This is a genomic window from Streptococcus suis, assembly GCF_046032515.1.
GTDB lineage: Bacteria > Bacillota > Bacilli > Lactobacillales > Streptococcaceae > Streptococcus > Streptococcus suis_AL.
Window position 1 is genome coordinate 64,451 of record NZ_JARQPJ010000010.1, and the last position, 19,688, is coordinate 84,138.

A 19,688-nucleotide genomic window follows, 5' to 3' on the forward strand; every position below is an offset into this window, starting at 1 on the left:
GCACTATTAGTTCTTCATGGAGCAAGGGATCGACATTCTGTTTCGGTCTTACCTTGCTCCATTTTTCTTGGAAAATGATATAATAGAAAGATAGTTTATACTCGGAAAAGTTACAGGTTACTTGTGATTTTGAGTATTAAGGAGTAAAAAACGTGATAAAACCCAATTATGACTGGCAATTATTGACCGGTTTTTCTGATGAACAATTTATCAAAATTGCTAAAAAAGAAGGAGTGGACCCGGTAGCGGCTAAGTTGCTGTATGAACGTGGCATCCATTCGGCGGAAGAATTGCATACTTTCTTACAACCAAGCTTAGAAGACCTTCACGATCCCTATTTACTACATGATATGGACAAGGCGGTAGAGCGGATTCGCCGAGCAATTGAAGATTACGAACAAATTTTGATTTATGGAGATTATGACGCAGACGGCATGACCTCGGCATCTATTCTGAAAGAAACTCTGGAGGAAATGGGGGCAGAAGTCCAAGTTTATCTTCCCAACCGTTTCACAGACGGCTATGGGCCGAATCAGTCAGTTTACAAGTATTTTATCGAGCAGCAGGGGATTTCTCTAATTGTGACGGTGGACAATGGCGTAGCGGGTCATGAAGCGATTGCCTATGCCCAGGAAATGGGTGTCGATGTTGTCGTGACAGACCACCATTCCATGCAGGAAACCCTTCCCAATGCCTATGCGATTGTACATCCAGAGCATCCAGAGGGAAATTATCCCTTCAAACATTTGGCAGGTTGCGGTGTGGCTTTCAAATTGGCCTGTGCCCTTCTTGAAACGGTTCATGCAGACTTGCTGGATTTGGTCGCAATTGGTACCATCGCTGATATGGTCAGCTTGACCGATGAGAATCGTGTCATGGTCAAATATGGTCTCTCGCTTCTCAAACAGACTGAGCGAGCAGGTTTGCAAGAGTTGATAAAGATAGCTGGTATTGACATAGACAGTATTGATGAAGAAACAGTTGGTTTCCAACTTGCTCCGAGGTTGAATGCCCTTGGTCGACTCGACGATCCTAATCCAGCCATCGAATTACTGACCGGTTTTGATGACGAAGAGGCCCATCAAATTGCTCTCATGATTGATAGTAAAAATGTAGAACGCAAAGACGTCGTCCAAGCAATTTACGATGAAGCAAAAACCATGCTCCGTCAGGATAGACCTGTTCAAGTTCTGGCTAAAGAAGGTTGGAACCCAGGTGTTTTAGGGATTGTAGCAGGACGCCTACTAGAAGAATTGCAGCAACCTGTTATCGTCTTGTCTATTGAAGATGGTAAGGCAAAGGGTTCGGCTCGTTCGGTTGAAGCAGTTGACATTTTCAAGGCCCTTAAAGATCATCAGGACCTATTTATCGCCTTTGGTGGTCATGCTGGTGCAGCAGGTATGACCTTGGAAGTTGACAAACTTGAAGAGCTTGCTCTAACCTTGACAGACTACATTATCGAAAATAAATTGGATTTATCCAGCAAGTCTTCGCTGGTCTTAGATGAAGAATTGGATTTAGAGGAATTAACCCTAGATACTCTAAAATCTTTCGATAAGCTTGCGCCTTACGGCATGGATAATAAAAAGCCTGTATTCTACATCAGAGACTTTCAGGTGGAATCAGCAAGAACTATGGGGCAGAATAATGCCCATTTGAAACTACGCATTACTAAAGGTGCTGCTGGATTTGATGTCGTTGCTTTTGGTAAGGGCAATCTAGCCTTGGAATTTTCACAGGCCAAGGGCTTAGAACTAGCTGTCACCTTGTCTGTCAATCAATGGAATGGCAATACCAGTCTTCAGCTTATGTTGGTTGATGCTCGGGTCAATGGTGTTCAACTTTATAATATTCGTGGAAAACAACATCCTATTCCTGCAGGAGTCCCAATTTTGGACATTGAAAATCCAGTAGCAGATAACAAAGCAATTGTCTTGGCTAACTTGCCTGAGGACCTCAGTAGTCTGCGTAGCTATTTTCAGGAAAGAGAATTTGAAGCCATTTATTTTAAAAACGAAATTGCCAAACCGTACTATCTAGACGGTTATGGTAGCCGAGAACAATTCGCTAAATTGTATAAGACTATTTACCAATTTGATGAGTTTGATGTTCGCTATAAACTGAAAGATTTAGCTGGTTACTTAAAAATTAAGGACAGTCTCTTGGTTAAAATGATCCAGATTTTCCAAGAATTAGAATTTGTCACGATTACGGATGGGGTCATGCGGATCAACAAAGGGGCACAGAAGCGAGAGATTTCAGAAAGTCAAATATATCAAGAATTGAAAGAAACAGTTATCCAACAAGAGTTGATGGCGCTTGGCACCGTTCAGGAAATTTATGAATGGCTATGTGGTCGCGTTTGATGACAGTAGAAGCTCTGGTTGTTGTTGGAGTAATTGGAACGCTTCTCTACGCTCATTGGTTTATCAGGCAGAAAAGCCTGTTGAAAAATCTTGAACAGATAACTGAAATAAAGCACGCACTGATTGAATTACGACGAGTAGGATGGTCAGAAAGAGCTATCAAAAAGGTTTTCCTGAAACAACTGTTGCCTCTAAAACAAGAAGACATCCCAGCATTTGTTCAAAATTTCATAAAAGAAGCTACTATTTTTGCCTCAACTAGCTTTTATCAGTTGATAAGAGTTGACAGTCGCTCTTTAAGCCAAGAGAAGGCGACGGCCTTATTGGAGCAAAGTATAAATATGTTAGATTTTCCTGAGGAATTAAGTCACGGGATATTACCTGAACTTTTGCAGAAGATGGATGTGAATTGTCCTCCACACCATCCGTTTTGGCGGTACTTTGCTAAGCTAGTTGATAAGGCTTTTCCAGTTCGGGAATTAGAAGTTAAACGGCCGTTAAACAGACAGGTCCATCAGCTGCGCTATCTTATTTCCTATCAGCAGGCTTTTTGGGTACGTCAGCAGTTTGGAAAAGGAAATACAGATTGGCAAGCTCTGATAGCCTATTTACGTAGCCTACCTCGATGGTCTTACCGCTTACGAGAATCTGCCCGCCTGCACAATAAACAACTGTTCGGCAAGAAAAATCAGAAGACCTTGCCAGTCAATATGAAGATTTTGATTCATTTTCACAGCGAATTTATCCTAAATCAAGATGGACAATTTGCCTTGATTTTAGAAGAACGACCTCATGTCAATGGCGTGGTAAACGGGGCTTCCTTTAATTATGCCAGAGCTAATAATAAGCGCCATAGACAACTTGATATGGCTCCAGTTGGCAGACTGGATCCCGTTTTTCGGAAAGAATTGCTACGCTCAAAGATGGGAGTCTATTTATCGCCTACTCGCTTTCGTCGCTACCAAAAAGGAAGAAATGAGGTTGGCTGGGAGCAGTCTTACTTTAATCAGCAAGGAAGCTTTTCCTATGGTGGACATAGTAGGGCAGCTTGTGTGGCGAATTTGAGGAGACGATTTGCTAAAGATATAGGTCTGAAATGTACCAAAAAACAATTTCATGGTATAATGAAGAGTAAAAATTATTTTTAAAAAGAGAGAGACAAATGAACTTAAAAGATTACATCGCAACAATTCCTAACTATCCAAAAGAAGGTATCGAATTCCGTGACATTAGCCCTTTGATGGCAGATGGAAATGCTTATAGCTATGCAGTACGTGAAATCGTTCAGTATGCGACAGATAAGCAAATCGATATGATTGTTGGGCCAGAGGCGCGTGGTTTCATCGTTGGATGTCCAGTTGCCTTTGAATTGGGAATCGGTTTTGCACCAGTTCGTAAGCCAGGTAAGTTACCACGTGAGGTTATCTCAGCTGATTATGAAAAAGAATATGGTGTCGATACATTGACGATGCATGCAGACGCAATCAAACCAGGACAACGTGTCTTGATTGTCGATGACTTGTTGGCGACTGGTGGTACTGTAAAAGCAACGATCGAAATGATTGAAAAGCTTGGCGGTATCGTTGCTGGCTGTGCCTTCTTGATTGAGCTAGATGATTTGAAAGGCCGCGAAGCAATAGGTGATTACGACTACAAGGTTTTGATGCACTATTAATCTAAGGTTATAGCCAAAACTTATAACTGGTCCTATTTTTATTCTAATTGAATTGCATGGCAACCTGTCTTATAATAAATATAAGAAAATTGGGAGGTTGCTTATGCCAATTAAAATTGAAAAATCATTACCAGCAGTTGAAATTTTGAGAAAAGAGAACATTTTTGTGATGGATAGTGACCGAGCTAGTCATCAGGACATTCGTCCTATCAAAATCCTTATTCTCAATCTCATGCCACAGAAGATAGTGACGGAGACTCAGTTGCTCCGTCTTTTGGCTAACACTCCTTTACAGCTAGAGGTTGAATTTCTCTACATGGCTAGTCACGAGTCCAAAAATACACACTCGGACCATTTGAAGCAGTTTTATAAGACTTTTGAGCAGGTCAGGGATAGCTATTTTGATGGGCTCATCGTGACAGGAGCACCAGTTGAAAACTTACCTTTTGAGGAAGTTGATTACTGGCAAGAACTTACTCAAGTTTTTGATTGGTCAAAAACACATGTTTATTCAACATTGCACATTTGTTGGGGTGCACAGGCAGGTTTGTATGCACGCTATGGTGTACCCAAACACAGTATGTCTCGAAAACTATCAGGCGTATATTGTCAAGAAGTGACTAATCCAACTAGCCCTCTTATGCGTGGATTTGACGATGAATTTCGCTCACCACACTCTCGCTATACGGAAGTAAGGGAGGCAGATATTGCCCATCTGAGTGAGTTGACGATTTTATCACAAGGTCCAGAAGTTGGCCTATCCATCTTAGCCAGCAAGGATTTAAGAGAAATTTATAGTTTTGGACATTTAGAGTATGATAGGGATACATTAGCTAAGGAATACCAACGTGATTGTATAGCTGGAAAAAATCCCCATTTACCGGAAAATTATTTCAAAGAAGATGACCCTACAAGCAAACCATCTCTCTCTTGGAATTTACCAGCAGCACAATTCTTTACCAACTGGGTGAATTATGCTGTCTATCAAGAAACTCCATACGACTGGCATATCTTTGAACAATCAGCCCAGTCAGCTAGTCTTTAAAGAGGAAGTATGAACTATTCACAGCAATTTCGTCAGGGACATTTGGTCCTGCCAGCAGCAATATTATTCCACTATCAAGAGCTTTTTCCGTCGGCAGATGATTTTTTGATTTGGCAGTTTTTCTTATATCAAAATTCTTCAGCTATCGAATCATTAGCACCTAGTGAGATTGCTCAAGCTACTGGTAAAACAGTTGCCCAGGTCAATCAAGCTATTGAAAATCTCCAGGATGCTGGACTCTTAGAATTTAAGACAATCAGTATTGCTGGTGAAATTGAAATGATATTCGATGCGCTTCCTGCTTTTGAAAAATTAGATGTTCTGTTAACTCCAAAACAGGCAGTTGAGATTGTGCAACCAGAGAATGATTTGAAGACCTTGGTGGGCGATTTTGAACGTGAATTGGGTCGCTTTTTATCGCCGTTTGAAATCGAAGATTTGCAGAAGACTATTGAGGATGACAAAACTTCGATTGATTTGGTTCGTGCAGCCTTGAAAGAAGCTGTTTTTAACAACAAAACAAATTGGAAATACATCCAAGCTATTCTACGAAACTGGCGTCGTGAGGGAATTACTACAGTTGCGCAGGTAGAAGCGAAAAATGCAGAAAGAGAAATTCAGACTCCTAAGAATGTGACTGTTTCAAGTGACTTTCTTGATGCAATGAATCTCTGGAAAGATTGATATGGAAACAAAATTATCTAAAAGGCTGGAAACAGTCGCAAGTTTTGTCCCACAAGGGGCACGTCTAGTTGATGTAGGGAGTGACCATGCTTATCTCCCTCTTTTTTTGGTAGAGCAGGGGCGTATTGATTTTGCCATTGCGGGGGAAGTCGTTCAAGGTCCCTATCAGTCAGCGCTCCAGAATGTAGAGCAGGCGGGACAAACAGAAAAAATCCTAGTCCGTTTGGCAAATGGCTTAGGTGCATTTGAGACGTCTGACCAGATGACTGCCGTGACCATAGCAGGTATGGGGGGACGCTTGATTGCGGAAATCTTAGAAGCAGGAAAAGAAAAGCTTGCGACCATTGAACGTCTGATACTCCAGCCAAATAATCGTGAAGATGATGTGCGGCGATGGTTGGAAAAAAATGGTTTTAGATTGGTTGCTGAAAAGATTCTGGAAGAAAACGGCAAGTTATATGAAGTCCTCGTTGCAGAATCAGGACAGATGAGATTGTCAGAAGTTGAACACCGTTTTGGTCCCTATCTACTAGAGGAGGCCTCACCAGTTTTCGTCAAAAAGTGGAGAAGAGAACTTGAAAAATTAAGTTTTGCTTTGGAACAAGTTCCATCTGAACGCCAGGGTGACCGCTTTGCCATTTCCCAAAAGATCCAACAAATTCAGGAGGTAGTCCATGTTAGCTAGTCAGGTTATTGAGCGCTATCAAGCCTTTTGTCCCCCTTCTTTGGCTATGGAAGGCGATGTCAAAGGGCTGCAAATCGGTACCCTTAATAAAGAGATTCAACGTGTCATGGTGGCTCTGGATATTCGTGAGACAACAGTGGCAGAGGCGATTGATAAAAAGGTGGATTTGATTATCGTCAAGCATGCTCCGATTTTTCGACCAATAAAGGATTTGGTGGCTGACAATCCGCAAACTAAAATGTATCTTGATTTGATTAAGCATGATATTGCAGTCTATGTTAGTCATACAGATATTGATGTGGTTGAGGGTGGTCTCAACGACTGGTTCTGTGAACTATTAGAAATTCAAGATACTACCTACTTGATTGAAACTGCCGAGGGGCAGGGGCTTGGTCGTGTGGGGACAATAGCAGAGCAGACCTTGGAGGAGTTGGCTTTGAAAGTCAAGGCGGTCTTTGGTCTAGATGCTGTCCGTCTGGTGACCTATGGGCATCAAGCTCAGCAATATGTCAGCCGTGTGGCGATTTGTGGCGGAAGTGGTGGTTCCTACTACCATGAGGCTCTTGCCAAGGGGGCAGATGTTTACATTACAGGCGATATTTACTACCATACGGGTCAGGATATGTTGACACAAGGCTTGCTGGCTATTGATCCAGGCCATCATATCGAAGCCTTGTTTATCAAGAAAATTGCTGAATTGTTGGAAACATGGAAAGCAGAAGAGGGCTGGGATGTGGACATTCTACCTTCAACTGTTTCAACCAATCCGTTTCGACACCTATAAAAGTCACAAAAGTTGTGGCTTTTTTCTGTCTTTCTCTTGATTTTTTAGGGTAGTTAGGGTATCCTAATTATCATACTATGCGCGGTTAAAAAGGAGATGTGAAATGGCTTGGTTTACGGAACAGTCTGTTGTCATACAGGCTTTATTAGGTGGCTTGTTTACATGGTTTTGTACCATTTTAGGTTCGGCTATCGTCTTTTTCTTTAAAACTGTTAGTCGTCGGTTGCTGGATACCATGTTAGGCTTTGCGGCAGGTGTTATGATTGCGGCCTCTTTCTGGTCCTTGCTAGCACCCTCGATTGAGTATGCTGAAAGTTCATACGGCAATTTAGCTTGGATACCAGCAGCAGTCGGCTTTGCAGTCGGTGGCATTTTCTTGCGCTTGGTCGATGCAGGGGTACCGCATTTACACTTGGGACATGACAAGGATCAAGCAGAAGGTGGAGACGAGAAGAACAGGAAAAATCTGTCTAAGACAGCTCTGCTATTTTTGGCTATTACCATCCATAATATTCCCGAAGGTTTGGCGGTCGGAGTGACATTTGGTGCCTTGGCTTCTAATTATAGTCCAGCTGCCTTTGTTGGTGCTTTAGGGCTTGCGATTGGTATTGGTTTGCAAAATATCCCTGAAGGAGCAGCCTTGGCTATTCCAATTCGTACAGACGGTGCATCTAGGTGGAAAGCTTTTTACTGGGGATCAATGTCAGCAATTGTCGAGCCGATTGCAGCAGTCATAGGGGCTTTTGCGGTCACCTTTATGACACCTATTTTACCTTATGCCCTTTCCTTTGCGGCAGGAGCCATGATTTTTGTCGTTGTAGAAGAGCTCATTCCAGAGTCGCAGACAAATGGCAATACGGATATTGCAACTCTGGGTTTAATGGCCGGTTTTATCATCATGATGATTTTGGATGTTGCCTTAGGATAATTTGTTAAAGTCTGTCGTCACAGGCTTTTTTCTTATGACAATATCTTTAAAAATATGGTATAATGAACTGATATTAATTTAGGGAAGGTACTCTTATATGAAAGGTATTATTCTAGCTGGTGGGTCAGGTACACGCTTGTATCCTTTGACGCGCGCAGCTTCAAAACAGTTGATGCCAATTTACGATAAACCAATGATCTATTATCCATTGTCAACATTGATGTTGGCTGGGATTAAAGAAATCTTGATTATTTCAACTCCGCAAGATCTTCCACGTTTTAAGGATATGCTGGGAGATGGTTCTGAATTGGGAATTTCTCTTTCTTATGCAGAGCAACCAAGTCCAGATGGTTTGGCGCAAGCCTTTATTATCGGTGAAGAATTTATCGGTGATGACAATGTAGCCTTGATCCTTGGTGATAACATCTATCACGGCAATGGATTGACCAAGATGTTGCAACGTGCAGCCAGCAAAGAAAAGGGAGCGACTGTCTTTGGTTACCAAGTAAAAGACCCAGAACGCTTTGGTGTTGTTGAGTTTGACGCAGACATGAATGCCGTTTCTATCGAAGAAAAACCAGAGGTACCAAAATCAAACTTTGCAGTTACTGGTCTTTATTTCTATGACAATAATGTTGTGGAGATTGCGAAAAATATCAAGCCCTCACCTCGTGGCGAGTTGGAAATCACAGATGTCAACAAGGCTTACTTAGAACGCGGCGACTTGTCTGTTGAGCTTATGGGCCGTGGATTTGCTTGGTTGGATACAGGTACGCATGAAAGCCTCTTGGAAGCTGCACAGTACATCGAAACGGTTCAACGTTTGCAAAACGTTCAAGTGGCTAACTTGGAAGAAATTGCCTACCGCATGGGCTATATTACAAAAGAACAAGTCCACGAATTAGCACAGCCACTTAAGAAAAATGAATACGGACAATACTTGCTCCGTTTGATTGGAGAAGCCTAATGACAGAAAACTTTTTCGGTAAAACACTAGCAGCTCGCCCAGTTGAAGCTATTCCAGGAATGTTAGAATTCGACATTCCTGTTCATGGCGACAACCGTGGCTGGTTTAAGGAGAACTTCCAAAAGGAAAAAATGTTGCCTCTCGGCTTCCCTGAAAGCTTCTTTGCAGAAGGAAAATTGCAAAATAATGTTTCCTTCTCTCGCAAAAATGTTCTTCGTGGTCTTCACGCAGAGCCTTGGGACAAGTATATTTCCGTAGCGGACGGCGGTAAGGTTTTGGGAACTTGGGTCGATCTTCGTGAAGGCGAAACCTTCGGTAATACCTACCAAACCGTTATTGATGCTTCAAAAGGTATCTTTGTCCCACGTGGCGTTGCCAATGGTTTCCAAGTTTTGTCAGATTTCGTGGCTTACAGCTACTTGGTTAATGACTACTGGGCTTTGGAACTCAAGCCTAAGTATGCCTTCGTCAACTACGCTGACCCGAGCCTTGACATCCAGTGGGAAAACCTAGAAGAAGCAGAAGTTTCAGAAGCAGATAAAAATCACCCACTCCTCAAAGACGTCAAGCCTTTGAGAAAAGAGGACCTCTAATGTTTCAAGCCTTTTTGGAAATAGCAGAGCAGTTAAACAAGTTAGGAATCACTCCCTTGTTAATGGGCTCAGTTGGTTTGGAAAGGCGCACAGGGAGGGACTGGCAGGCAGGAGATTTAGATATTCATGTTCCAAGTAATCCACGTGGCTGGGAAGCCCCAGACGATGAACGGATTTATCAGGTGGACGCCTTGATTTCTATGATGAACCAACTAGGCTATGTCCTTGTTGACCGTCATGAACATGAATTTCATAAAGACGGCCTATCTGTTGAATTCGGAGGCCTACATTCACTGCCTGAATTTGCAGGTGTGGAATTAGACGAACTGGAAGAGCTGGAAACAGCAGGTGTTCGTTATTACCTACCGACACTTGAGCAATACCTGAAAATCTACCAAGCCTCTTCAAAAGATTCCTACCGAGCAGAAAATAACAATCAAAAAGACTTTGCCAAGATTGCTTACTTGAAAGAAATCTTGAAGTAGAGAAAGCGAGCGCAGCGAGCTGCTCTGTGTGTCATCGCTGTAGTGAGAAGCTCCTTTGCCTTGCTAAGGAGCGGGGGAAACCATGAGACCTTAGGCTCATGGTTTAGTAATGAAACACCTTGGTGGTTGCTTACGACCCCACTACCTAAGATGACACACAAAAAAGAAAAAACTTTTCGGAGAAAAAAATGTCTCAATTTAAAAATATCATCGTAACTGGTGGAGCTGGTTTCATCGGTTCAAACTTTGTACACTATGTTTATAACAATCATCCAGACGTTCACGTAACTGTTTTGGATAAACTTACTTATGCAGGAAACAAGGCTAACTTGGAAGCTATTCTTGGTGACCGTGTTGAGCTGGTTGTTGGCGACATTGCAGATGCTGAGTTGGTTGACAAATTGGCTGCTAAGGCAGATGCAATCGTTCACTATGCGGCAGAAAGCCACAACGACAACTCTCTCAACGATCCAAGCCCATTCATCCATACCAACTTTATCGGTACTTACACTCTTCTTGAAGCGGCTCGTAAATACGATATTCGTTTCCACCATGTATCAACTGACGAAGTATATGGCGACCTTCCTTTGCGTGAAGATTTGCCAGGTCATGGTGAGGGTCCAGGTGAGAAATTCACTGCAGAAACCAACTACAACCCATCATCACCTTACTCATCAACCAAGGCTGCTTCAGACTTGATTGTTAAAGCATGGGTCCGTTCATTTGGTGTCAAAGCAACTATTTCAAACTGTTCAAACAACTACGGTCCATATCAACACATCGAGAAATTTATCCCACGCCAAATCACCAACATCTTGGCAGGTATCAAGCCAAAACTGTACGGTGAAGGTAAAAACGTCCGTGACTGGATTCATACCAACGACCACTCGACTGGTGTTTGGGCAATCTTGACAAAAGGCCGTATGGGTGAAACGTACCTAATCGGTGCTGACGGTGAGAAGAACAACAAAGAAGTGCTTGAATTGATTCTTGAAAAAATGGGTCAACCAAAAGATGCTTATGACCACGTGACTGACCGTGCAGGACACGATTTGCGCTATGCTATTGACGCAAGCAAACTTCGTGACGAGCTTGGATGGACACCACAATTCACAGACTTCTCTCAAGGTTTGGAAGAAACGATCCAGTGGTACACAGACAACCAAGATTGGTGGAAGGCTGAAAAAGAAGCAGTTGAAGCCAACTATGCTAAGACACAGGAAGTTATTAAATAAGACTATTAAAGGCTAGGGCTCTTGCCCAAGCCTTTCTTGAAATAAGGAGCAAATATGATTTTAATTACAGGTGCAAATGGTCAGTTGGGTACAGAGTTGCGTTATCTCTTGGATGAGCGTGGTGTTAAGTACGTTGCCGCTGACGTAGCAGAAATAGACATCACGGATGCAGACAAGGTGGATGCCTTCTTTGCAGAAGTTAAGCCAAGCGTTGTTTACCACTGTGCAGCCTATACAGCTGTTGATATGGCAGAAGATGAAGGCAAAGAACTCAACTACAAGATTAACGTAACAGGCTCTGAAAATGTTGCTAAAGCGGCAGCTAAATACGGTGCAACCCTTGTCTATATCTCTACAGACTATGTCTTCAATGGTGATTTGCCAGTCGGTCAAGAGTGGCAAGTAGATGACCAACCAGATCCGCAATCTGAATACGGTCGTAGCAAGCGCTTGGGTGAGGAAGCAGTTGAGAAATTCGCAGACAAGTTCTACACTGTTCGTACGGCTTGGGTTTTTGGTAACTATGGTAAAAACTTTGTTTTTACCATGCAAAACCTTGCGGAAACCCACGATACCTTGACAGTTGTCAATGACCAACACGGTCGTCCAACCTGGACACGCACACTTGCGGAATTTATGGTACACCTGGTGGACACCAAGCAAGCATTTGGCTACTATCATTTGTCAAACGATGCAGCAGAAGATACGACTTGGTTTGACTTTGCGACGGAAATCCTTAAGGATACTAATACCAAGGTATTGCCAGTGGATTCTAGCCAATTCCCAGCCAAGGCTAAGCGTCCATTCAACTCAACCATGAGCTTGGACAAGGCAAAAGCCACAGGCTTTGTCATCCCAACTTGGCAAGAAGCCCTCGAAGCTTTTTATAAGCAGGAGAAGCGATAGAAATTCTCTTTCGTTAATTATTCACTTGCTATCATTAGTGATTGTAATTTTATTGCTATATATACTGAAATGGTTTGCTTCTTGTCTGATGTATGTAGTAGTTTGACATTGTCAGATTAAGTTAGACATTTAGAGAGTTCTCATAGAGTAAGGAATCCTGTTAGGACAGATTCCTTTTATCACCGTCAAGTTCCAATCTTCTTCTGAATGAGATTGGATAAAGGCTTTTTCTGATGATGTTAGGTTCGTTCTACTCAGATTATAACGTTTCTTATTTGGCTAATAGTAGTCGTAAGCTGAATTTCCATTTTTGAGAAAGTGCATTATACATTATAGATAATCTATTTTGAATTATCTAAAATTTTCAGTTTTGTCAATTTTTTTGTCTTCTTGAAAGCAAGCCTTTATCATAATGAGTTCATTTGTGGTAAGAAGGGGACCTGCATTTATGTTAGTCATTTCAGATAAATGTGGTAGTTTATCTGAGCCTAACATAGATGTTTTTTTGTCTAGCTTAATTTTACAAATTTCGGGGCTTAATAAAACCGAATAATTATTGTTTGTATGATAAAATTTTTGTTTAAAAATGAGAAATTGTGCTATAATTTAGAATATAGATTTTAGTTTTGTTAGTGTAGCTATGGCTATTATCTTAACTGAAATTAAGGAGGGTAATGTGAAAAAGAAAACGATATTCTTACTATCTGTATGTGCGATTGTTTTGAGTGGTTATGTCGTACAAGCGGATAGTTTAGAAGCTTCAAGTCAGTTAATGAGTGTTCCTAGTTCACCGGAAACCGGAGGACAGTTATCCGTTATAGAAGAAGCTGGTCAGATGAAAGCTGTTCTTTCACATATTACTGGGGAAATCATTGGAGTAACAGGACAGTTTAAATCAAGTTCAAACTCAGGAAAAACTATTGCCTTCACTATTGATGCTCAGGGACAGTATGTTGCTTATTTAAATCGCTCTAATTTTTCAGATGAAGATCAAATATTTACTTTGACTTTAGTAGTTAATCTCCTAGATGGAAGTTCACATAGTTTGGATGAATATACATTCTCCTGGATAAAAGCCACAGATATTAGTCAAGAAGTAGCTATTGTTAAAGAAGATAGTGGAAAAGAGACGACAGCTTCAAATAGTTCGGTTACTTCTAGTATTTCATCTGCTTTAGCTTCGACTACGACTAGTGGGACAACAATTTCTGAAAAAAATACTGTATCTTCAGATGATACCAATTCTGTAAGCACTTCTTTAGCAAAATTGGTAACGAGTACACAAACTGAGACGGTAGCAAGCACAAGTCAAATTTTAAGTAGCGTGGGAACACAGCTTCAATCGGCTTCTATGATGAGAGCAGCAACGAATACAAGTACGCAATCACAAACAGGTACAACACCGTCAAGTGTGATAACTGAAGTTGCACAAAAGAATCAGATATTGGAAATAAAATATACTCGTCCAATTAGTAGCGGAGAAGTTATTAAATTTGCAGTTTGGTCAGAAAAAAATTCTCAAGATGATCTTATTTGGTATGATGCCAATCAAACTGGTGCTGCTTATGTAGATTTGAGAAAACATCGTGATTATGGAAAGTATCAGATTCACACTTATGCAAATCGTAATGGTAAAATGGTTTATCTAGATGAAGTTGTATTTGATGTAGAAGCTAGTGGAAAAATTTCAGTTTCTAATATTGATTCAGTAACTGGGACTTTTGACGTCAATATTGAAAATATTTCAGCGCCACTCGGTTTGAGTAAAGTCCTTGTTCCAACTTGGACAAAGTCAGGTGGCCAAGATGACATTGTTTGGTATGAAGCACAACGTCAGACAAATGGTAACTATAAGGTAACAGTAAATAAACGAAATCATAAAAATGGTGTAGGTGATTACAATCTACATTTATATTATAAGGATAGTAATGGAAATTTAGTATACATTACTGAAACGATTGCTAATCTCCCTGAAGTTAAATTATCAGGAGATTTTACGATTTTGGATATCAATCCTCAGAGTGATAGTTTTAAAGTACGTATAACAAATATTGTAGCCCCTAATGGTATTAGCAAGGTTCTTGTTCCAACTTGGACAGAGTCAGGTGGCCAAGATGACATAAAGTGGTATGAAGCAAGCCGACAAACAGATGGCAGTTATATCCTAACTGTTAATAGAACCAAACATAATTATGAGGCTGGTAAATATAACTTACATCTATATTATAAGAGTGACGATGGTAGTCTAAGATATGTGAATGAAACAGTTATTGATTTTCCTTCCGCTAAAGCATCAGGTACTATTACGGTATCGGACATAAATCAACAACACGGTACTTTTAAAGTTCGTATAACAAATGTTTTAGCGCCTAATGGTATTAGCAAGGTTCTTGTTCCAATTTGGACAGATTCCAATGGTCAAGATGATATAAAATGGTACGAAGCTAATCGTCAGACGGATGGTAGTTATCTACTTACTATCAATAAGGCTCAGCATAAGTATGGTACTGGTAAATATAACATTCATTTGTATTATCGTGGTTTAGATAATCGTTTGGTATATGTTACTGAAGCTGTAGCAAATCTACCTGAAGCTAAAGTTTCTGGTAATATTAAGATTATTGAACAAGATAATTTAAAAGGTATTTTCAATGTCAGAGTAACAGACATTGTAGCACCTAATACATTAAGTAAAGTTATCATACCAACCTGGACAGAATTTAATGGTCAGGATGATATAAAATGGTATGAAGCCAGTCTTCAGGCGGATGGCAGTTATCTATTTACAGTCAATAAGGCTCAACATAAATATGAAACTGGTAAATACAATATTCATGTGTACTATCGTGATACAGATGGTAGACTGACTTTTGCTGGATCGACAACAACAGAATTGGCAGCTGTCAAGTCTTCAGGAAAGCTTTCAGTTTCTTCGTTAGATGCTAAGAACGGAACATTCAATCTTAAGGTTTCGGATATTGTACCATCATCTTCTTTAAAATATGTTGAGGTTGTTGTTTGGTCTCAAAAAAATCCTAGCGATTTAAAATCATATAATGCAGTTGCTCAAAGTGATGGTACTTACGCAGTGCAAATTGATAAAAAAAATCACAGTAATAATATCGGTGATTATCAGGTCTCTGTATATTATGTATATTCTGACTATAAAGATTATGTAACTTCGACTGTTGTAAATATTCCGTCCTCCCGATCTTATACAATTTATATTGATCCAGGTCATGGCGGTTCAGATTCTGGTGCATCATATGATGGTATTTACGAGAAGAACTTAGCAATGTCGGTCGCCAACAAATTAAAAGCTAATTTGATACAAATGGGTTACCAAGTGTTAATGACGCGTACAGCAGACTATGATGTTGATTTCAAAACAGAACGTTCGAGAATGGCTAATCAAAGCAATGCTGATCTCTTCATAAGTATCCATTTCAATGCAACCGGTTTAGGGAAATCTAGTGCAACTGGTATCGAAACATACTGGTATCAATATGATCCAGAATACCAACCTAAAATTAATCAGAAAATGCATAACAATCCGACTCGTTTAGCTGAAAGTGAGATTTTGGCAAATCAAGTTCAAACTAGTCTAATTCGTGAAACTGGTGCGGTAAACCGAGGAGTTCGTAGAGAAACATTTGCAGTTTTACGCGAGACTGCAATTCCAGCGATATTAGTCGAACTTGGATTCATGGATAATCCATCTGAATTGCAAAAAATTAAACAAGAGGCATACCATACAAAACTTGCAAAAGCTTTGGCTACTGGTATTGATAATTGGTATAGTGTTGTTGGTAGCAAACCATCAGCAACTGAAACGACTAACCAGAAAAATACTGTTGAACGAGTTCAGATGACAACTAGCCAACAAGCATTTGTTAATAAAATATTACCTACAGTGCAGCAAGTTTCAAAAAATAAAGGTATAGTTACTAGTGTGATGTTAGCACAGACTATTTTAGAGAGTGCATGGGGAACGTCTCAACTAGCTACAAATGCGAATAATATTTTTGGAATTAAGGCCGATGTAAGTTGGAAAGGAAACACCTACACTGTTCAAACAAACGAAGTTGTAAGCGGAAAAACAGTTACGGTCGAGAAACAATTCCGTGCATATGGGACTATTTTTGAAAGTATAGCTGACTATGGTAATTTCTTTACTTCAACACCTTGGAGAATAAAAAATTATTCTAACTTTTTGCAAGCTAAGGATTATGAGTCTGCATTAACTAGCTTACTAGCTTCTGGTTATGCAACCGATCCAGCATACGCAGAGAAATTAAAATCGTTAATTCTTAGATATGGGCTTGATCAATACGATGTCAATTAGTTTGATTCGGATTGAGCAATAATATGAATAAGAATAGATTTTATTGGAAGTTTAATATCTAGTAGACTCTTTTGGCTCTTTGTCAACTGTAGTGGGTAGATGAAAAGCTAACACCTAGAGAGGACGAACTCGTTCTCTCTTTTTCTATCTCTTTCTTATTTTTAGGAGATAGGCTGAAAAGGGCTATCCCCAGCCCCTTTTCACTGTTCAAAGCGATTAAAATCCGTTTTTTAAAGTTTTCATCTTCCTAAAGCCAAAAGTATTTCGCTTAATGACTTTGATGAGATTATTGGTAGCTTCCAGTTTGGCGTTGGAATAAGGTAATTCCAACGCGTTTAAAACCTTGTCTTTATCCTTTAGAAATGTCTTAAATACCGTCTGGAAAATAGGATTAACAGTGGCTATTTCTTGTTCGATTAGGTCAAAGAAATAGTTTGAGTTTTTCTCTCAGTAATGAAATAGGAGTAGCAGAAAGGGTCCATAGTTCTGTTTTAGCTCGTCCGAGTAGGATAGAAGTTTGTCTAGGATTGCCTGTTTGTTAGATGTATAGTCATTTAGTTTTAAAATAGTATTCCAAAGAATACTAAACCGATTGAAATCTCCTCAATAACTCAGCCACTTTTCTTTTCAATCCAGCCCAGAATCGTTCAATTGGGTTAAGTTCCGGGGAATAAGGTGGAAGCGGAAGAAAATAGTGTCCCTTAGCCACTGCAAGCTCATCTAGTTGTTTCTTGGGATGAAAAGCTGCATTATCCATAATGATGACATGGGGTTCTGTCAAGGATGGCAATAGCTGCTCCTGATACCACTTGATAAATAATTCCGCTGTCATCGTTCCATGATAAAGCAAGGGGGCTATAATTTTAGAACCAGTTTGACCAGCTACTACCGAAATTCTTTCGAATCTGCGTCCACTTACCTTGTCGTATACTTTCTCCCCTCGAGGTGCTCTAGCTTTGTGACGATAAAGATAAGTATCAATGCCAGTCTCATCAATGTAAACAATAGGGGTGTTTGGAAAGCAGGCTAAAACATCAAGATAGCGTCTCACCTTTTCGCTATCTTGTTCTTTATAGGTTGTGGTCTTTTTTTAAAGTGATGTTCAGTTTTTTTAAGGCTGCCCAAACTGAGGGAATACTACAGTCAAAATGCTCTGCAATTTCCCTTAAGAAAGCATCTGGATGTTCCTTGACATAGGCTTCCAAGCGGTCAAGCGGAAGTTTGCGAGGACTACGAGCTCGTGGTTTACGATTCAGATGTCCTTCATTTTTCAGCTGTGTCTCCCAACGGTACAAGGTATCGGTTCCAATACCAAATAGGTCACAGGTTTCCTTTTTTGTGTGTCCTGATTGGACATAGGCAATAACGCGTTTTCTAAAATCAATTCCGTAAGTCATAAGTCTATTTTATCATATATTAAATAAAAACTAAACAACTATATTCGAAACATGGGGCAATAGAATCGTTTATCGCTGAGCTTACGGTTATCCTGTTGGAGAGAAACAGTCTGGGGCTAGAAACTAGAGAGCGAGGGGGCTCATTTGTAGTAAATGCAAACTTTATTTGCTCCATTTCAACTCTTCCTAGGCAGGAGAAATAAATTCGTTGTAATGGCTTTTACACGATTTCTTGTCTCTCTAGGCTAGCATAGGAATCTGTAGAATTTAGCCTACAATAGCACACTAAGTAAACCACGTGTAAGTGGTAAGAGTTTTTAGAATTGAATGTATCCCTGTATTTATGAGGAGAACGGAGAAATCTGTTCTCCTTTTTGTTCGTTTAAAATCTTATACGGAAAGGGGCTTCACCATGTGTTTAGATTTGGAGGAGTTGATTGCGGTAAACAGAGCATAGAGGGCTTGACAGAGTTAGGAGGCCAGAATGATTAGAAACGAATTATACGAGCAGCTAATCAATAGTGAGCCAATAGGGTTCATTGATCCTTTTACTGATCTAGGGGAATTTGATTCTATTCAGATGAAGTTCAAGCAACCTGTTAGAAGCTTGGTAAACAAGTACTCTGGGAAACCTTACAATGCCCACTGGCAAAATAAGATTGAAGAGATGAGGGTTCTATATATTCAATACCAGAGAAGCTTGAAACTCGAAGACGAGGAGCAGGCAGTTCATAATAGGGTTAGAAATAAAGAATCCAAAGAACATGTTCATGAAATCGTCACAACGTATTTGAAGTTGGGATTTAGGTTTAAAGAAATTGAAGCAAGAGTGTCACTATTCAACACTCGCCTACGTAGAAATTGGAAAAGGAGCGATTATGTTACAACTGCAACTCCTGAGGTTTATCTGAATAGAGACTTACAGGAGGGTATTTGTTCATGTAGCTCCAGTATTCCAAAAAGCATGAAGATTAACTAGAGGTATTGCTATGAAGCATGAAGAAATAAATGTAGATCCAGGGATATGCAGACGTTGCGCTTGTAACTGGGTTATACCCTGCATTCATGAAAAATATGGTCCGTGCTGGTGGATTGATAAGTGTCAAACATTATGCAGCCATTGTTTTTATGGACTGAACGAAGAATCTTTTCAGATGAAAGTTTACTATAGACCAGGGCATGATTGGCTAGAAAGAGATGAGGGGTTTGCGCAGGAGATATTAGCAAATCCTGAGAGACACTGGGTCTATGATATGGAACATGATGTACTATGTGTCGTTACGATGGGAGACCATCTAGGGGCGGTTAGATTTCTAGCAAGGAAGTTCTATAAGCTTGATCGTATTTACCGTGATGAAATTCCAAAGTGGCAAGAAATTATTGCTAATAACATGATTTTTTACAATGTGGTGATCGATGATCCAGAACATTATGCTTGGCACTTACCTCGAAAATATCGATTGGAGGATTGACATGGGAAATAAAATTATCGGGAAGATACAAAATCTTTTGGAGTTAGCTTATGATACACCAGACGATGAGGAGGGGCAAACAGCTCTTCTGATGGCTCAAAAACTCATGGTAAAACACAAC

At 40.3% G+C, this 19,688-nt stretch carries 19 protein-coding genes and 1 pseudogene; 17 read left to right on the forward strand and 3 right to left on the reverse strand.

Annotation, left to right across the window (positions count from 1 at the left end; genetic code table 11):
* Positions 1 to 152 precede the first annotated feature (152 nt).
* The 14 genes from recJ (at position 153) to P7J49_RS06080 (ending at position 16,698) form a co-directional block, all read left to right on the forward strand.
* Positions 153 to 2,366: a single-stranded-DNA-specific exonuclease RecJ gene (gene recJ / locus P7J49_RS06015; RefSeq protein ID WP_408569967.1), complete on the forward strand. Its 2,214-nt coding sequence runs from the start codon at positions 153 to 155 to the stop codon at positions 2,364 to 2,366.
* Entirely contained in the window at positions 2,345 to 3,514 is a 1,170-nt protein-coding gene (locus P7J49_RS06020) for a DUF3114 domain-containing protein (protein WP_408568573.1), read from the forward strand. The genes recJ and P7J49_RS06020 overlap by 22 nt, the downstream gene beginning before the upstream one ends.
* A gap of 14 nt (positions 3,515 to 3,528) precedes the next feature.
* Positions 3,529 to 4,041, forward strand: a complete 513-nt coding sequence (locus tag P7J49_RS06025) for an adenine phosphoribosyltransferase (protein WP_002937136.1) — start codon at positions 3,529 to 3,531, stop codon at positions 4,039 to 4,041.
* Positions 4,042 to 4,144: 103 nt separating this feature from the next.
* Positions 4,145 to 5,086 carry a homoserine O-acetyltransferase MetA gene (gene metA, locus P7J49_RS06030; protein WP_002941370.1) on the forward strand — a complete coding sequence of 314 codons (942 nt, stop codon included), beginning with the start codon at positions 4,145 to 4,147 and terminating at the stop codon, positions 5,084 to 5,086.
* 9 nt (positions 5,087 to 5,095) lie between these two features.
* The gene (locus P7J49_RS06035; protein ID WP_408569970.1) at positions 5,096 to 5,770 is read left to right on the forward strand and encodes a DnaD domain-containing protein; all 675 of its coding nucleotides are present in this window, start codon (positions 5,096 to 5,098) and stop codon (positions 5,768 to 5,770) included.
* 1 nt (position 5,771) lies between these two features.
* Entirely contained in the window at positions 5,772 to 6,455 is a 684-nt protein-coding gene (locus tag P7J49_RS06040; RefSeq protein ID WP_024386905.1) for a tRNA (adenine(22)-N(1))-methyltransferase, read from the forward strand.
* Positions 6,445 to 7,239 (forward strand): Nif3-like dinuclear metal center hexameric protein, encoded by a 795-nt coding sequence (locus P7J49_RS06045; RefSeq protein WP_408569972.1) that lies wholly within the window; start codon positions 6,445 to 6,447, stop codon positions 7,237 to 7,239. The genes P7J49_RS06040 and P7J49_RS06045 overlap by 11 nt, the downstream gene beginning before the upstream one ends.
* Before the next feature lie 103 nt (positions 7,240 to 7,342).
* Positions 7,343 to 8,167: a ZIP family metal transporter gene (locus tag P7J49_RS06050; RefSeq protein WP_408569974.1), complete on the forward strand. Its 825-nt coding sequence runs from the start codon at positions 7,343 to 7,345 to the stop codon at positions 8,165 to 8,167.
* A gap of 97 nt (positions 8,168 to 8,264) precedes the next feature.
* Entirely contained in the window at positions 8,265 to 9,134 is an 870-nt protein-coding gene (rfbA, locus tag P7J49_RS06055; protein WP_408569976.1) for a glucose-1-phosphate thymidylyltransferase RfbA, read from the forward strand.
* On the forward strand, positions 9,134 to 9,727 hold the full coding sequence (locus tag P7J49_RS06060) for a dTDP-4-dehydrorhamnose 3,5-epimerase family protein (protein ID WP_002937119.1): 594 nt from the start codon (positions 9,134 to 9,136) through the stop codon (positions 9,725 to 9,727). The genes rfbA and P7J49_RS06060 overlap by 1 nt, the downstream gene beginning before the upstream one ends.
* Positions 9,727 to 10,212 carry a phosphoribosylanthranilate isomerase gene (locus P7J49_RS06065; RefSeq protein ID WP_408569979.1) on the forward strand — a complete coding sequence of 162 codons (486 nt, stop codon included), beginning with the start codon at positions 9,727 to 9,729 and terminating at the stop codon, positions 10,210 to 10,212. The genes P7J49_RS06060 and P7J49_RS06065 overlap by 1 nt, the downstream gene beginning before the upstream one ends.
* A gap of 188 nt (positions 10,213 to 10,400) precedes the next feature.
* Positions 10,401 to 11,447: a dTDP-glucose 4,6-dehydratase gene (gene rfbB, locus P7J49_RS06070; protein ID WP_002937117.1), complete on the forward strand. Its 1,047-nt coding sequence runs from the start codon at positions 10,401 to 10,403 to the stop codon at positions 11,445 to 11,447.
* Between the two features lie 54 nt (positions 11,448 to 11,501).
* Positions 11,502 to 12,353: a dTDP-4-dehydrorhamnose reductase gene (gene rfbD / locus P7J49_RS06075; protein WP_408569981.1), complete on the forward strand. Its 852-nt coding sequence runs from the start codon at positions 11,502 to 11,504 to the stop codon at positions 12,351 to 12,353.
* A gap of 676 nt (positions 12,354 to 13,029) precedes the next feature.
* Positions 13,030 to 16,698, forward strand: coding sequence for a GBS Bsp-like repeat-containing protein (locus P7J49_RS06080; protein ID WP_408569983.1), 3,669 nt, complete (start codon positions 13,030 to 13,032; stop codon positions 16,696 to 16,698).
* A gap of 107 nt (positions 16,699 to 16,805) precedes the next feature.
* Here P7J49_RS06080 and P7J49_RS06085 read toward each other — a convergent pair.
* From P7J49_RS06085 to P7J49_RS06095, 3 genes and pseudogenes are all read right to left on the reverse strand, one after another.
* Positions 16,806 to 17,246, reverse strand: a pseudogene (locus P7J49_RS06085) (transposase); the annotation flags it as partial.
* Positions 17,247 to 17,281: 35 nt separating this feature from the next.
* Positions 17,282 to 17,749 carry a transposase gene (locus tag P7J49_RS06090; protein ID WP_408569985.1) on the reverse strand — a complete coding sequence of 156 codons (468 nt, stop codon included), beginning with the start codon at positions 17,747 to 17,749 and terminating at the stop codon, positions 17,282 to 17,284.
* A 19-nt stretch (positions 17,750 to 17,768) separates the two neighbouring features.
* Entirely contained in the window at positions 17,769 to 18,095 is a 327-nt protein-coding gene (locus P7J49_RS06095) for an IS630 transposase-related protein (protein ID WP_024378845.1), read from the reverse strand.
* Positions 18,096 to 18,579: 484 nt separating this feature from the next.
* Between P7J49_RS06095 and P7J49_RS06100 the strand changes: the two genes are divergently transcribed.
* From P7J49_RS06100 to P7J49_RS06110, 3 genes are all read left to right on the forward strand, one after another.
* Positions 18,580 to 19,074: a modification methylase Sau96I gene (locus tag P7J49_RS06100; RefSeq protein ID WP_408569987.1), complete on the forward strand. Its 495-nt coding sequence runs from the start codon at positions 18,580 to 18,582 to the stop codon at positions 19,072 to 19,074.
* A gap of 10 nt (positions 19,075 to 19,084) precedes the next feature.
* Entirely contained in the window at positions 19,085 to 19,567 is a 483-nt protein-coding gene (locus P7J49_RS06105; protein ID WP_408569989.1) for a hypothetical protein, read from the forward strand.
* A 1-nt stretch (position 19,568) separates the two neighbouring features.
* Positions 19,569 to 19,688 (forward strand): DUF2786 domain-containing protein (locus P7J49_RS06110; RefSeq protein WP_408569991.1); only part of this gene is annotated, 120 nt, incomplete at its 3' end.

Bases quoted from the DNA above. Each gene is read 5' to 3' on its own strand.
- P7J49_RS06035 (WP_408569970.1), top strand. From the start codon at position 5,096: ATGAACTATTCACAGCAATTTCGTCAGGGACATTTGGTCCTGCCAGCA.
- P7J49_RS06060 (WP_002937119.1), top strand. From the start codon at position 9,134: ATGACAGAAAACTTTTTCGGTAAAACACTAGCAGCTCGCCCAGTTGAA.
- P7J49_RS06065 (WP_408569979.1), top strand. From the start codon at position 9,727: ATGTTTCAAGCCTTTTTGGAAATAGCAGAGCAGTTAAACAAGTTAGGA.
- P7J49_RS06040 (WP_024386905.1), top strand. From the start codon at position 5,772: ATGGAAACAAAATTATCTAAAAGGCTGGAAACAGTCGCAAGTTTTGTC.
- rfbB (WP_002937117.1), top strand. From the start codon at position 10,401: ATGTCTCAATTTAAAAATATCATCGTAACTGGTGGAGCTGGTTTCATC.
- P7J49_RS06095 (WP_024378845.1), bottom strand. From the start codon at position 18,095: ATGACTTACGGAATTGATTTTAGAAAACGCGTTATTGCCTATGTCCAA.
- P7J49_RS06050 (WP_408569974.1), top strand. From the start codon at position 7,343: ATGGCTTGGTTTACGGAACAGTCTGTTGTCATACAGGCTTTATTAGGT.
- P7J49_RS06020 (WP_408568573.1), top strand. From the start codon at position 2,345: ATGGCTATGTGGTCGCGTTTGATGACAGTAGAAGCTCTGGTTGTTGTT.
- rfbA (WP_408569976.1), top strand. From the start codon at position 8,265: ATGAAAGGTATTATTCTAGCTGGTGGGTCAGGTACACGCTTGTATCCT.
- P7J49_RS06045 (WP_408569972.1), top strand. From the start codon at position 6,445: ATGTTAGCTAGTCAGGTTATTGAGCGCTATCAAGCCTTTTGTCCCCCT.
- rfbD (WP_408569981.1), top strand. From the start codon at position 11,502: ATGATTTTAATTACAGGTGCAAATGGTCAGTTGGGTACAGAGTTGCGT.
- metA (WP_002941370.1), top strand. From the start codon at position 4,145: ATGCCAATTAAAATTGAAAAATCATTACCAGCAGTTGAAATTTTGAGA.
- P7J49_RS06105 (WP_408569989.1), top strand. From the start codon at position 19,085: ATGAAGCATGAAGAAATAAATGTAGATCCAGGGATATGCAGACGTTGC.
- P7J49_RS06100 (WP_408569987.1), top strand. From the start codon at position 18,580: ATGATTAGAAACGAATTATACGAGCAGCTAATCAATAGTGAGCCAATA.
- P7J49_RS06025 (WP_002937136.1), top strand. From the start codon at position 3,529: ATGAACTTAAAAGATTACATCGCAACAATTCCTAACTATCCAAAAGAA.